Origin of the sequence: Agromyces intestinalis (assembly GCF_008365295.1) — a bacterium.
Lineage (GTDB): Bacteria > Actinomycetota > Actinomycetes > Actinomycetales > Microbacteriaceae > Agromyces > Agromyces intestinalis.
The window spans coordinates 2,285,836-2,297,976 of sequence record NZ_CP043505.1; the positions used below are offsets into that span (position 1 = coordinate 2,285,836).

Below are 12,141 nucleotides of genomic sequence, written 5' to 3' on the forward strand. Positions count from 1 at the left end.
GGCGTTCGACTGCTCGTAGTGGATCGCCACGACGTCTTCGATGACCGAGTTCGAGAGGATGTGCTCGGCGATCTGCTGCACCTCGGCCTTCAGCGCGTCGTCGACCGGACCGTCGACGGTGAGCTCGAAGCGCTTGCCGATGCGCACGCCGGTGAACCCGGTGCGCCCGGTGCGGGCGAGAGCGCCGGCGACGGCCTTCCCCTGGGGGTCGAGCAGTTCGGCCTTGGGCATCACGTCGACGACGATGGTGGGCACCTGCGGTTCTCCGTCCGGTGTCGGAAGTGTGGGGATGCCTCGATTGTAGCGGGCGCGCCTGGGCGGCTCGGGGGCGGGTGCCGGGGTGGATGTCGGGGTGCGCATCGGGGTACGCATCGGATCGCGCGCGCGGAGGCGATGGGCGTCGCGGCGGTACATCGCGGCATGCCCCGCCAGGTCGGAGCGGCCCGTCGCTGCGGCGCGCCGGTCGGTGAAATCGGCGAGTTCGTCGAGGCGCTGCGCGGCCACGTCGATGATCGCGTCAGGTTGGATGCCGGAGTCGCCGTCACCCGGGCCGTAGGCGTCGATGAGCGCACGCACCCGGGCTCGTCGATCGAGGTCGGATGGCACGTCGCGGGCGTCTTCGGCGAAGGGCACGAGTCGGTACGCGAGGTAGGCGAGATCCCAGATGCGTGGACCAGGCGAGGCCATGTCGTAGTCGATGAGTCCGCTGAGCGAGGAGCCGACGACGAGGAGGTTGTAGGGCGCGACGTCGTTGTGGCAGATGACCTCGACCGGTTTGTGCGCGGCAGTTCGCCAGGTGAGCGATTCGTGCGCGAGCGCGACGCTCGCGTCGTGGAGACGGCGAAGAAGTATGGCCGCCTCGCGCAGGATTCCGTTCGACCACTTCACGTCGGCTGCGGCATGTTCGAGGAGGTCGCCCGGCAGGAAGTCGAGCACCTCGCGCCTGCGATCGTCGATCCCGTGCGTCGCCGGGACTTCGTCGATGCCCGCCGCTCGCGCCGCGTCGAGGAATGCGTGTACAGCCGGCGTCCAGGGCCCGGTCTCGCGACGAACGGTGTCGCCCACGCGCACGACGGCGTTCATGTTGCCGCCGATGAGGGGCATCTCGTCCATGAGCAGATCCTCGCAGGTGCAGGTGCAGGTGCAGGTGCAGGTGCAGGTGCAGGTGCAGGTGCAGGTGCGGGTGCAGGCACAGGTGCGGATGCTGATGCCGTGCACGCTCGCACCGGCATGATGGACCACCCACGGCGGCATGCCGCCCCGGCTCAGAACGGAGGCGGATCAGGCGGGGTGGGCGTGTCGGGCGGCGCGGCACGCGCCGGCGGCGCGCCGTGCGGTGAATCGGAGCGCAACCGTGCTGGGGTGGAACCGTGCGAGGAATCGGGCGGAGCACTGCTCGACCCACGCGCGATGGCGACGGCGGGCACGGTGGTGTGTCGGCGACCCGATGGGGACCGCCATTCGAGTGCGCCGTCGCCGATGGCCCGCACCGACCACGACGATTCGTGCTTGAGATGGTGATGGGCCGAGCAGAGGTGGGCGAGGTTGTCGTGTGCGGTGCGCCCGCCGTCGACCCAGGCGACGGTGTGATCGAGCTCGCACCCGCGTGCCGAGCGATTGCAGCCCGGGAATCGGCAGGTCTCATCGCGCAGCCGCACCCACGTGGCGAGTTCCGCGGGTGGGCGGTACGAACGCCGGTCGACATCGAGCACCGCACCGGTGACCGGGTGGGTCAGGATGCGCGTGAACGACGGGGCGTGCGCCGCGAGCCGACGGGCGGCGTCGGCGTCGATCGGCCCGTACCCGTCGAGGGCCGCCGGTTCGTCGCTCGCACCGAGCAGTGCGAGCACGGGCACCGTCACCGCCACCGTCGGCGTGATCGACCGACCCGTGACCCCGTCATCGGTGCGACCATCGATCAACAGGTCGCGGAGCGCGTCGGCGCGTCGCTGGTCGAGCGTGCGGGAGTCAGCGGAACCGAGCGGACCCGTGATGATCGCAGCTGCGATCGCGCCGGTGTTCGATGTGCCGGTGTTCGATGTGCCCGTGTTCGATGTGCCCGGGGCATCCGTATCTTCGCTGGCGCCGGAGCTGCCGACGGACGGAGCCCGGCTCGAGTCGCAGGCCGCGGCGAACCTCGTGAGTCGGTCGTGGATGAGCAGCGCCTCGGTGGCAGGCAGGAACGCGTGCAACCACGCCATGCCATCGCGCGCGGGCTCGAGTTCGATGCGCCGCTCGGCGAGCGCAGCCCGATGCCGATCGTGCCTCGACGCGCGCCGCGTGCACCACGGTGTCGACCAGCAGGCCGAGCGAGTCTTGCGCGATCGCGTACGGCGATCGCTGGTCTGACGTTGCCGGCACAGCGCTGTCGGGTCTGGTGAGAAGCGCTGCGGTCGACATGCCCTCAGCCTACCGAGATTCGAACATACGTTCGAGACCTCTCCACAGGATGAGACTCTCCACACCATGATTGGAGCACCCGGCTGGATCCGGCAGGGTGGCCTGATCCGACCGCGCGAGAGGAACGACGAGCGATGCCCACCACGAATCCATGGTTGAACGGACCATCACCCGACGGGGTCGCGCCGCGCGATCTGCTCGAGGACCGCATCTTGAACCTGCTCTCGACGCAGAACATGGCCGTCGTCGCGACGGTCGCGCGCGATGGATCTCCGGCGGCGACACCGGTGCGGTTCTCGAGCCTCGGATTCGAGATCATGTATTCGAGCTGGAACGCGTCGCCGAAGTCGCGCAACCTGCGCCGGGATCCGCGGGTGTCGGCGGGCATCTTCGCACCGCTCGTCGGACAGGCGAGCAGCGGCGGCGCCCAACTCTTCGGCACCGCACGCACGCTCGAGCACGACGATCCCGACGCGCGGCCGTACTGGGAGGCGTTCCGTTGGCAGTCCGATCACGTCGAACGAGGTCGGCGACTCGACCAACCCCCGACCGACCCGCTCACGATCATCACCCCGCAGCGGATCGTCTACACCGAGCACTGGTTGCGCAAGCACGGATACCACCCCAGGCAGATCTGGCGCGCGGAGTAGACACGCTCAGCGGGCCGCACTGCGCAGCGCGCGAGGCACCGACGCGAGGACGCGAACGCGCGCGTGCCTCAGCGGCGCGAGATCCCCCGGATGATGAGCACGACACCCGCGAGCGCCGCGGCGCCGACCGCGATGACGAGTGCCGGGTTCTCGCGATACTTCGCCTTGACGTAGCCCACGCCGTCCTCGGCGAGTTCGCGCCCGCGCCCGGTGAGCGTTTCGGCCTGCTCCTGCACAGACTCGAGGAGGTCGGCGCCGGCGTCGCGCGCCTGCGAGGCCGCCGACTTCAGGTTGTCCGAGACATCCCCCGCAGCATCCTTGGCCGCGTCGATCGTCGCCTCGAGCGTGTCGCGCGCGTCCTCCGCGGCATCCACCGCCTGAGAAGCCGCGTCCTTGGCGGCATCAGTCGTCTTGCGGGCCGCGCTCTTCGCGGCGCCGGTCGCGTCCTTCGCGGCATCCGCGACGTGGCGGGCGACGTCACCGGCCGCCTCGCCCGCCGCCGTCGCGGCGTCGGTCACCCCGTCTTCGCTGTTCTTCGCTGCATCCGTCATGGTGCCTCCTGTCGGCTGGATCGAGGCCATCGTAGGCACGGGCCCGCCGGTGCCGCCTGGGAGAGCTGCGGGGTTGATCGGCGGGAACGAGGCTGCTAACGGAGGGCGATGAGCGCGGGTGGCCGGGCGTCGCGGCGGCTCACGAGATCTCGATACACTCGCCGGCGCTCGCGCCTCGACCAGGAGGTGCTCCGCAGCTCTACCCCAGCCCCGCCCGCTCGGCGATGACCTGGCGCAGCACCTCGCGCGTGGCATCCAGGCCGCGGTGCACCTCCTCGAAGCTCGTCGAGAGGGGCGCCAGGCCGATTCGGAGCCCGCCGGGGTCGCGGTAGTCGGGAATCACATCGCGCTGCCAGAGGCGGGCCGTCACCTCGCGCATCGCGTCGTGGTGCAGGGTCACGTGACCGCCGCGCTCGGCCGGGTCGACGGGCGAGGCGAGCGTCACGCCGAGGGGCGCGAGCCAGTCGTCGGCGAGTTCGATCGCGAACGTCGTGAGGGCGACCGACTTCGCACGCACCGCGGCGATGCCGGCCTCCTCGATCATCGCGAGCGTCTCGTCCATCGGCAGCATCGCGAGGATCGGCGAGGTGCCCGAGAGGAACCGGCGGATGCCCGGCACCGGCTCGTAGCGAGGCCCCATCGCGAACTGGTCGGCCGCACCGAACCAGCCCTGGATCGGCTGCGCGAGGGCACGCTGCAGGTCGTCGCGCACGTACGCGAACGCGGGCGAACCTGGCCCGCCGTTCAGGTACTTGTAGGTGCAGCCGACGGCGAGGTCGAACTCCCACGCGTCGGCGCGCACGGGCACCGACCCGGCCGAGTGGCAGAGGTCCCACAGGATGAGCGCACCGGCGTCGTGCGCGATCCGCGTCAGCTCGGGGGCATCCGCCAGGTATGCCGAGCGGTACGCGACGTGCGAGAGCACGACGAGCGCGGTGTGCCTGCCGACCGCGGCCCGCAACTGCTGGGAGGTCACCCCGAGGGTCGTGTCGACCTCGATCCACCGCACCGTGAGCCCGCGCTCGCGCGCGATGCCCTCGAGCACGTAGCGGTCGGTCGGGAAGTTGTCGGTGTCGATCACGATCTCGCGCCGCTCGGGATGCCGCGCCAGCTGCGCATCGACGGCCGCTCGTGCGAGCTTGTACAGCAGCACGGTCGTCGAGTCGCCGATCACGGTCTGCCCGGCCTTCGCCTCGATCACGGCGCGGCCGATGCGGTCGCCGATCTCGAGCGGCAGCTGCAGCCAGGACTCGTCCCAGCCGCGGATGAGCCGGCCGCCCCAGTCGTGCTCCATGAACCGCTGCATCCGCTCGATCGCGGCGATCGGCGGCCGCCCGAGCGAGTTGCCGTCGAAGTAGACGAGCGGCGCATCGGTGCCGTGGAACCGCTTTCGATAGTGCGCGAGCCCGTCGGCGCGGTCCATGCGGCGGGCGTAGGCCAGGTGCGGATCGAGGCTCATGCGGTCACGTCCCGGTCGAAGGGGGCGGATGTCTCGGAGCCGGTGGATGTCTCGGAGCCGGGCGCCCCGGCGTACGGCGTCGGCCCCAGCTCCTCGAGCTCCTCCGTCGGCACGACGCGCGCCCGCGCGAGCCAGGCGGGTGCCTCGCCGATCGAGGTCGGCGGCGCCCCGGTGACGAAGGTCGCGACGCCCTCGACGGCGGCGGCGCGCGGCCAGGGATCGGTCAGCGCGGCGATGAGGTCGGATGCCTCGAGCCCCGCCCGCACGAGGGCGGCGAGTTCGGCGGGGTGCACGCCGACCGGCTGCTCGCCGTTGCCGAGATCGGTGCCGTACAGCACCTCGCCGCCCGCGGCGTGGAACCGCGCGAGGTTGTCGACGGCGCGCTCGAAGTCGGGTGTCGCCTCGCCGTAGCCCTGCACGAACAGGGTCGAGATCCAGCGCTGGCCCTGCGCGACCGCCCGCTCGACGAGCTCGTCGTCGAGCCGCTCGGTGAACGGGGTGTGCGCGAGCGCGTCGACCTGCGCCTCGATCGCGAGCCGCGACATCCCGTCGCCCTCGACGTGCGCGACGACCGGCAGGCCGTGGGCGTGCGCGGAGAGCACGATCGCGTCGAGCGTTGCGCGGTCGAAGACCGGCCCGGCCGTCGCGTTGAGTGCGACTTTCACGACGGATGCTCCGAACGCGCGCAGCTCGGAGACGGCCGTCTCGACGGGCGACGGGAGCGCAGCACGCCGCTCGACGACGGCCACCTCACGCGCGACGCCCGGCGGCGCCCACGGTCGACCGATCGGGTACCCGCCGGGTGCGGTGAGGAACGGCCCCGCGACGTCGACCCGCGGCATCCCGCGACCGCGCAGCGGTGCCACCGTCGCGAGCGGCGCACCGAGGTCGACGACGCCCGAGAGTCCGCCGTCGACGAGGCGTGCGAGCGCATCGACGCCGTCGCCGTCACTGGGGCCCACCAGCATCAGGTGCACGTGGTGATCGACCAGCGGCGGCAGGGCGATGCCGACCTCTCCGGGGTGGTCGCCGTTCAGCGAGCGTCGCGCGCGGCGTGCGAGCGGACCGAGTGCGAGGGGTGCGAGCCGTGACATCCGGTCACTCCGGAAGCTCGGTGCGGACGGCGAACAGTTCGGGGAAGAAGGTGAGCTCGAGCGCGCGCTTCAGGAACGGCGAGCCGCTCGACCCGCCGGTGCCGCGCTTGGAGCCGATGATGCGCTCGACCGTCTTCAGGTGCCGGAACCGCCAGAGCTGCACGTCGTCCTCGAGGTCGACGAGCTCTTCGCAGGTCTCGTACGCGGCCCAGTGCTCATCGGTGTGCGCGTAGATCTCGGCGAAGACGGGCACCAGATCGGCGCGGAAGGTCCACGCCGTCGTCACGTCGCGATCGAGGATGTCGGCCGGGATCGGATACCCGGCGCGCGCCAGCAGTCGCAGGAACTCGTCGTACAGGCTCGGCCGCTCGAGCGCCTCGCGCACCATCGCCTGCGCCGCGGGGTCGGCGTCGAACACCTGCAGCATCTTCGCGTTCTTGTTGCCGAGCACGAATTCGACCGCGCGGTACTGGTACGACTGGAACCCGCTCGCGTTGCCGAGCACACCGCGGAACTGCGCATACTCGGTGGGCGTGAGCGTCGCGAGCACCGACCATTGCTCGGTGAGGGTCTTCAAGATGTGCTTGACGCGCGCCAGAGCTTTGAGCGCGGGCGCGAGCTCATCGTCGGCGAGATGGTCGCACGCGGCGCGCAGCTCGTGCAGCAGCAGCTTCAGCCACAGCTCGGTGGTCTGGTGCTGGATGATGAACAGCAGTTCGTCGTGATGCTCGGGGTCGGAGATCGGCCGCTGCGCGGCCAGCAGGGTCTCGAGGTCGAGGTAGCCGCCATAGCTCATGCGGTCGCTGAAGTCGGTGACGACGGATGCCTCGATGGGCCGCGTGTTCTCGGCGACGGGAGCGTCGGCGCTGGGTTTGTCGGTGACCACACCGCAAGCCTACGCGCGCGCCGAAACGGAGGCTTAAGGCCCTCCGTTTCAACAGCGCCGAGGCGGTACCCTCGGAAGGTGACCTCCGCAACATCGAACCGCCGTGACGCTCGACGGAATCACGCCCGGCTGATCGAGGAGGCCAAGCGGCTCTTCACCGAGCGCGGCATCGATGCGCCGCTCGACGAGCTCGCCGCGCGCGCGGGGGTCGGCGCCGGCACCGTCTACCGGCACTTCCCCAACCGGGATGCGCTCATCCGCGAGCTCTACGACGACGCGATCGCGATGTTCCACGACCTCGGCCCCGAGATCGTCGACGCCCCGACAGGGTGGGAGTCGATCGAGTGGTTCCTCGACCGGCTCGGTGCGTGGGTCGCGGCCACGCCGTACCTGCCGGCGCTCATGCGCCGGGTCGCCGAGCTCGACCCCGGCTACCGCCCTGGCCTCGAGTTCGAGTCGATCATCGACGGCATCATCGAACGCGCGATCGCCGAGGGGTCGCTGCGCGCCGACGTCACCGCGGTCGACCTGAACATCCTCACGAACATGCTCGGCTCGCTCGGCCAGTACGGCGGCGCGATGCTGCCGTACCAACGGCGGCAACTGCGGATCATCCTCGACGGGCTGCGCGCGCGACCCGATCTCGAGCCGCTGCCGGGAGCTGTGCCCGGGTTCGGCGAATTCCACGACGCGGCCCACGGCCGCGACGCGGCGCAGGAGTAGGCGCGGGCGCTCGCACGCGGAGGCGGCGCGGCGGGCTCGCGACCTCAGACCGAAGCCGCGCGCACCTCGACCAGGTTCGCCCACGGGTCGTCGAACGCGAGCGTACGACCGTCGTCGCGGGTCGCGACGTCGAAGTGGCGCATCCGCTCACCCAGCTCGCCCAGGTCGTCGGCGCTCGGCACGACGATCTCGACCTTGCCGAGGCCCAGCGCCAGCTGTCGGCGACCGGCGCCCCGGCTGTTCCAGGTGTTCATCGCCATGTGGTGGTGATAGCCGCCTGCCGACACGAACAGTGCCTGCCCACCCAGCTCGGCGGTGGTCTCGAAGCCGAGCCGGTGCACGTAGAACTCGCGCGCGCTCGCCACGTCGCCGACCGACAGGTGGACGTGCCCGACCACCGCTGAACCCAGTCGGTCACCGCTCGTCGCGGCATCCGCCCCGATCTCGCCGAGATGCTCGGCGAGATAGCCGTTCGGATCGAGGAAGATCGTGCCCATCTCGATCTGCCCGTGCACCCAGCTCCAGGTCGACCGGTCGCGGTCGAAGTACAGCTCGACGCCGTTGCCCTCGGGATCGGTGAAGTAGAACGCCTCGCTGACGAGGTGATCGGCGCTGCCCGTGAACGTGCCGGGGTAGCGACTCGCGACCGAGAGAATGGCGGTCGCGAGCGCCTGGCGCGTGTCGAACAGAATGGCGGTGTGGAAGAGCCCGGCCTCGCGCGGCGCCGCATGGCGCAGTTCGGGGGCGTGCTCGAGGATCACGATGGGCGTCGCGCCGCGCCCGAGCACCGCGGTCGGGCCATCGTGGCGCAGCAGATCGAGCGTGACGCCGTCGCGGTAGTAGCGGATCATCGCGTCGAGATCGGCGACACGCAGCGTCACCGCACCCATGCCGGTATCGGCGGCGAGCAGATCGCGCTGGCGAGGCTGGTCGGACATGCACGAGTGCAACGAATGCCGCAGTAGGGCTATTCCGCGAGCACCAGCACCCGTTCGACGGAGAGCCGCCAGACGCCGTCGATGCGCGAGTAGCCGAGGGTCACGTCGAGCCGGGTGCGGCGGCGTCGTGCGAGCCGGGCGCTCCACGCCCGGCGCCCGGTCGCGCGGCGGTCGCGGACCTCGTCGACGCTGTGGCAGAACGCGAGGTCGCCCGCGACGCTCACGGTCAACGCGCCGATCGCGTACCGCGGCGGATGCGGCATCCGATCGAACCAGTCGCGCACCCACACCACGTCGCTCGCGGCGCCCGCGATCGCGCTGCACGGCGGCGCGAAGCCGAACGTCAGCGCACCGGGCGCGTATCGCGACGCGAGGTATTCGGCGTCCCCCGCGCGGATCGCGGCCGCGCGCTTGGCCACGAGCCAGCCCACCTCGATCGCGTCGGTCTCGGTCGCCTCGGCCAGGTCGTGCTCGATCACCGGAAGCCTCCCCTCGCCCGCCCAGACTGGCGCGTTCGTCAGGTCGACGAACGGGAAGCGGCTGGATCGACCCGAGGAATCAGGACGCGCCGAGGCGGTCGAGCAGTTCGCGGTAGCGGGCCGCGGTCTGCGCCACGATCTCGTGCGGCAGGGTCGGCGGATGCTCCGTGGCGTCCTGATCCCAGTTCGCGGCCAGCCAGTCGCGCACGATCTGCTTGTCGAAGCTCGCCATGCGCCGCTCGGGGATCGTCTCGGAGACGTACGCGTCGAGATCCCAGTAGCGGCTCGAGTCGCTCGTGAGCACCTCGTCGGCGAGCGTCACGATGCCGGTCTCGCGGTCGGCGCCGAACTCGAACTTCGTGTCGGCGAGGATGAGCCCCTGCGCCTCGGCGATCGCCTGCGCCCGCGTGAAGACCTCGAGCGAGAGCTCGCGCAACTGCGCCGCGACGGTCTCGCCGACGAGTTCGACGGTGCGCTCGTACGAGATGTTCTCGTCGTGCTCGCCGAGCGGCGCCTTCCATGCGGGCGTGTAGATCGGCTCGGGCAGCCGATCGCCGTTCTGCAGACCGGCCGGCAGCGGCAGGCCGCCGATCGCGCCGGTCTCACGGTACTCGGCGTAGCCGCTGCCCGTGAGGTAGCCGCGCACCACGCACTCGATCGGGAACATGTCGAGCGTGCGGCACAGCGTCGCCCGCTCGGCGAGGTCGGCAGGCACGGCAGGCAGGTCGGGATACCGGTCGTCGAGCGGGTACGCGAGGTGGTTCGGCACGTCGGGCAGCTGCTCGAACCACCAGCTGGTGAGCTGCGTGAGCATCGCGCCCTTACCCGGGATCGCCGGCTCGAGCACGTGGTCGAACGCGCTCACCCGGTCGCTCGCCACCACGAGCACGACGGGCGAGAGGTGCAGCGGGTCTCCCGTCCAGCTGTCGTCGTCGTCGAGCACGGCCGTCGGCACGTACAGGTCGCGCACCTTGCCCGAGTAGACGTGGGTCCAGCCGGTGGAAGCGGTGTCGGTCATGTCGCGTGCTCCAATCAGCCCGCGACGCGGGCCGCGATGTCGGTGCGGTACTGCCCGCCGTCGAGGTGGATGCGGCGGAGCGCCTCGTACGCTCGGCCGCGCGCGTCGGCGAAGTCGGTGCCGGTCGCGACGACGCTGAGGACGCGACCGCCGGTCGCGACGAGCCCGTGCGCGTGCGCGGCGTCGGCCGTGGCATCCGCGCCCTGCGAAGCATCCGCGCCGTCGGCGACCGCGGTGGCCGCGTGCGCGACGTGCACGCCCTCGACCTGCTCGGCCTCGGCGATGCCGGTGATCGGGCGCCCGGTGATCGGCGCCTCGGGATACCCCTCGCTCGCGAGCACGACCGTGATCGCCGCGTCGGCGGCGAACTCGGGCCGGGGCAGCGTGCCCAGCTCGCCGCGCGCGGCCGCGAACAGCAGCTGCGACAGCGGGGTCGTGAGCCGCGGCAGCACGACCTGCGTCTCGGGGTCGCCGAAGCGCGCGTTGAACTCGATCACCCGGATGCCCTTCGGGGTCAGGATGAGGCCCGCGTACAGCAGCCCGATGAACGGCGTGCCCTCGGCCTCGAGCTGCGCGATCGTCGGCCGCGCGATCGTCTCGAGCACCTCGTCGACGAACGCCTGCTCGCTGCCGAACGTGCCGCCGCGGCCGTCGGGGTGCTCGGCCAGCCACGGCAGCGGCGAGTACGCGCCCATGCCGCCCGTGTTCGGGCCGGCGTCGCCGTCGAGCAGCCGCTTGAAGTCCTGGGCGGGCGAGAGCGGCAGCACGTCGTCGCCGTCGCTGATGAAGAACAGCGACACCTCTTGGCCGTCGAGGAACTCCTCGATGAGCACCGAACCCTGCTGCAGGTAGTGAGTGGCGTGCGCCACCGCCGCGTCGCGGTCGGAGGTCACGAGCACCCCCTTGCCCGCGGCGAGGCCGTCGGCCTTCACCACGTAGGGGGCCCCGAACTCGTCGAGCGCCTGCTCGGCCTCGGCGAGGGTGCCGGCGCGGGTGGCACGGCCGGTGGGCACGCCCGCGGCATCCATCACCCGCTTCGCGAACGCCTTGGACCCCTCGAGCTGCGCCGCCTGCCGGCCCGGACCGAACACCGGGATGCCGCGGGTGCGCAGCGGTTCGGCGACGCCCGCGACCAACGGTGCCTCGGGCCCGACGACGACCAGGTCGACGTTGTTGTCGAACGCGTAGTCGGCGACCACGACGCCGTCGGTCGGGTCGAGCGCGATGGTGCTCACCGTGCCGCGCGCCGACGAGGTCGCGGATGCCGCGATGCCCGCGTTGCCGGGCGCCGCGATGATCTCGTGGGCGGACTCTTCGTCGAGGAGTCGGAGGATGATGGCGTGCTCGCGCGCACCGGAGCCGAGGACGAGGATTCGCACCCGACAAGGCTACCCGAGGGGGTGCACGCGCCCGCGTGCGGGTGCGGGTGCGCATGCTGGTGCGGCTGCGCCACTTGGGCGACGTCTGCGCCACCTGGGCTGGCGCACTGGGCGTCGAACTGGCGCAGCGCAGGCGTGTGGGGCGGCGCGTTGGCGGGCGGCGCGAGTGGCAGCATGGGGGAATGGCACGGGCGAGGATCGGGGATCTCGAGGGGCGCGATGCCGTCGCGGCATGGCGGACTGACGAGGCGGTCGACCGGGCGACGCTCGCGCTCGCAGTGAGGTACACCCTGCAGGTGCTCGCCGAGGTGCATCCGGGATCGAGCGTCGAGGTGCGGGTGCCGCCGTTCGGCGCCGTGCAGTGCATCGAGGGGCCACGGCACACGCGGGGCACGCCGCCCAACGTGATCGAGACGGATGCCGCGACCTGGCTGTCGCTCGCGACCGGCGCGACTTCGTGGGATGAGGCGCGTGCGACCGGCACGGTGCACGCCTCCGGCCAGCGCGCCGACCTCACGGGCCGGGTGCCGGTGATCGACGTGCGCTGAGCGCGCGGCACCACGG

Annotated in this window: 13 protein-coding genes and 2 pseudogenes; 4 read left to right on the plus strand and 11 right to left on the minus strand. The window is 71.5% G+C overall.

The window, feature by feature from the left end:
* Positions 1–21 precede the first annotated feature (21 nt).
* Together purS and FLP10_RS17705 are read right to left on the minus strand one after the other, a co-directional pair.
* Positions 22–255 (minus strand): annotated as a pseudogene (gene purS / locus FLP10_RS17445) (phosphoribosylformylglycinamidine synthase subunit PurS); the annotation flags it as partial.
* Positions 256–618: 363 nt separating this feature from the next.
* Positions 619–1,113 (minus strand): annotated as a pseudogene (locus tag FLP10_RS17705) (phosphotransferase); the annotation flags it as partial.
* Between FLP10_RS17705 and FLP10_RS17825 the strand changes: the two are divergent.
* Positions 1,112–1,234: a hypothetical protein gene (locus tag FLP10_RS17825; protein WP_281286417.1), complete on the plus strand. Its 123-nt coding sequence runs from the start codon at positions 1,112–1,114 to the stop codon at positions 1,232–1,234. The pseudogene FLP10_RS17705 and the gene FLP10_RS17825 sit on opposite strands and share 2 nt — an antisense overlap.
* A 31-nt stretch (positions 1,235–1,265) precedes the next feature.
* Here FLP10_RS17825 and FLP10_RS17585 read toward each other — a convergent pair whose 3' ends face one another.
* Positions 1,266–2,468, minus strand: a complete 1,203-nt coding sequence (locus FLP10_RS17585) for an HNH endonuclease signature motif containing protein (RefSeq protein ID WP_210418379.1) — start codon at positions 2,466–2,468, stop codon at positions 1,266–1,268.
* Positions 2,469–2,534: 66 nt separating this feature from the next.
* Between FLP10_RS17585 and FLP10_RS10460 the strand changes: the two genes are divergently transcribed.
* The gene (locus FLP10_RS10460) at positions 2,535–3,050 is read left to right on the plus strand and encodes a pyridoxamine 5'-phosphate oxidase family protein (RefSeq protein ID WP_149160802.1); all 516 of its coding nucleotides are present in this window, start codon (positions 2,535–2,537) and stop codon (positions 3,048–3,050) included.
* A 68-nt stretch (positions 3,051–3,118) separates the two neighbouring features.
* Here the strand turns inward: FLP10_RS10460 and FLP10_RS10465 are convergent, their stop codons facing one another.
* The 4 genes from FLP10_RS10465 to kynA all read right to left on the minus strand — a co-directional run bounded on the left by FLP10_RS10465 (position 3,119) and on the right by kynA (position 7,040).
* Positions 3,119–3,601 carry a hypothetical protein gene (locus FLP10_RS10465; protein WP_149160803.1) on the minus strand — a complete coding sequence of 161 codons (483 nt, stop codon included), beginning with the start codon at positions 3,599–3,601 and terminating at the stop codon, positions 3,119–3,121.
* 199 nt (positions 3,602–3,800) lie between these two features.
* On the minus strand, positions 3,801–5,060 hold the full coding sequence (locus FLP10_RS10470; RefSeq protein ID WP_149160804.1) for a kynureninase: 1,260 nt from the start codon (positions 5,058–5,060) through the stop codon (positions 3,801–3,803).
* A complete protein-coding gene (locus FLP10_RS10475) occupies positions 5,057–6,154 on the minus strand; it encodes an amidohydrolase family protein (RefSeq protein WP_210418380.1) in 1,098 nt (365 codons plus the stop codon). The genes FLP10_RS10470 and FLP10_RS10475 overlap by 4 nt, the downstream gene beginning before the upstream one ends.
* Before the next feature lie 4 nt (positions 6,155–6,158).
* Positions 6,159–7,040 (minus strand): tryptophan 2,3-dioxygenase, encoded by an 882-nt coding sequence (gene kynA, locus FLP10_RS10480; protein WP_281286418.1) that lies wholly within the window; start codon positions 7,038–7,040, stop codon positions 6,159–6,161.
* Positions 7,041–7,118: 78 nt separating this feature from the next.
* Between kynA and FLP10_RS10485 the strand changes: the two genes are divergently transcribed.
* A complete protein-coding gene (locus tag FLP10_RS10485) occupies positions 7,119–7,763 on the plus strand; it encodes a TetR/AcrR family transcriptional regulator (protein WP_168209170.1) in 645 nt (214 codons plus the stop codon).
* A gap of 44 nt (positions 7,764–7,807) precedes the next feature.
* Here the strand turns inward: FLP10_RS10485 and FLP10_RS10490 are convergent, their stop codons facing one another.
* The 4 genes from FLP10_RS10490 to purD all read right to left on the minus strand — a co-directional run bounded on the left by FLP10_RS10490 (position 7,808) and on the right by purD (position 11,577).
* Positions 7,808–8,701, minus strand: a complete 894-nt coding sequence (locus tag FLP10_RS10490; protein WP_149160807.1) for a VOC family protein — start codon at positions 8,699–8,701, stop codon at positions 7,808–7,810.
* 29 nt (positions 8,702–8,730) lie between these two features.
* Positions 8,731–9,180: a Cif family virulence factor gene (locus FLP10_RS10495; protein ID WP_149160808.1), complete on the minus strand. Its 450-nt coding sequence runs from the start codon at positions 9,178–9,180 to the stop codon at positions 8,731–8,733.
* A 79-nt stretch (positions 9,181–9,259) separates the two neighbouring features.
* Positions 9,260–10,198 carry a phosphoribosylaminoimidazolesuccinocarboxamide synthase gene (locus FLP10_RS10500; protein ID WP_149160809.1) on the minus strand — a complete coding sequence of 313 codons (939 nt, stop codon included), beginning with the start codon at positions 10,196–10,198 and terminating at the stop codon, positions 9,260–9,262.
* 14 nt (positions 10,199–10,212) lie between these two features.
* Positions 10,213–11,577: a phosphoribosylamine--glycine ligase gene (purD, locus tag FLP10_RS10505; protein WP_149160810.1), complete on the minus strand. Its 1,365-nt coding sequence runs from the start codon at positions 11,575–11,577 to the stop codon at positions 10,213–10,215.
* 182 nt (positions 11,578–11,759) lie between these two features.
* Between purD and FLP10_RS10510 the strand changes: the two genes are divergently transcribed.
* Complete coding sequence (locus FLP10_RS10510) at positions 11,760–12,125, plus strand: sterol carrier family protein (protein ID WP_149160811.1); 366 nt, start codon at positions 11,760–11,762, stop codon at positions 12,123–12,125.
* Positions 12,126–12,141 lie beyond the last annotated feature (16 nt).

Excerpts from the sequence above, each read along its gene's own strand:
- FLP10_RS10510 (WP_149160811.1), top strand. The coding sequence starts at position 11,760 with ATGGCACGGGCGAGGATCGGGGATCTCGAGGGGCGCGATGCCGTCGCG.
- FLP10_RS10490 (WP_149160807.1), bottom strand. The coding sequence starts at position 8,701 with ATGTCCGACCAGCCTCGCCAGCGCGATCTGCTCGCCGCCGATACCGGC.
- FLP10_RS10475 (WP_210418380.1), bottom strand. The coding sequence starts at position 6,154 with ATGTCACGGCTCGCACCCCTCGCACTCGGTCCGCTCGCACGCCGCGCG.
- FLP10_RS17825 (WP_281286417.1), top strand. The coding sequence starts at position 1,112 with ATGAGCAGATCCTCGCAGGTGCAGGTGCAGGTGCAGGTGCAGGTGCAG.
- FLP10_RS10460 (WP_149160802.1), top strand. The coding sequence starts at position 2,535 with ATGCCCACCACGAATCCATGGTTGAACGGACCATCACCCGACGGGGTC.
- FLP10_RS10470 (WP_149160804.1), bottom strand. The coding sequence starts at position 5,060 with ATGAGCCTCGATCCGCACCTGGCCTACGCCCGCCGCATGGACCGCGCC.
- FLP10_RS10465 (WP_149160803.1), bottom strand. The coding sequence starts at position 3,601 with ATGACGGATGCAGCGAAGAACAGCGAAGACGGGGTGACCGACGCCGCG.
- FLP10_RS17585 (WP_210418379.1), bottom strand. The coding sequence starts at position 2,468 with ATGGTGTGGAGAGTCTCATCCTGTGGAGAGGTCTCGAACGTATGTTCG.
- FLP10_RS10500 (WP_149160809.1), bottom strand. The coding sequence starts at position 10,198 with ATGACCGACACCGCTTCCACCGGCTGGACCCACGTCTACTCGGGCAAG.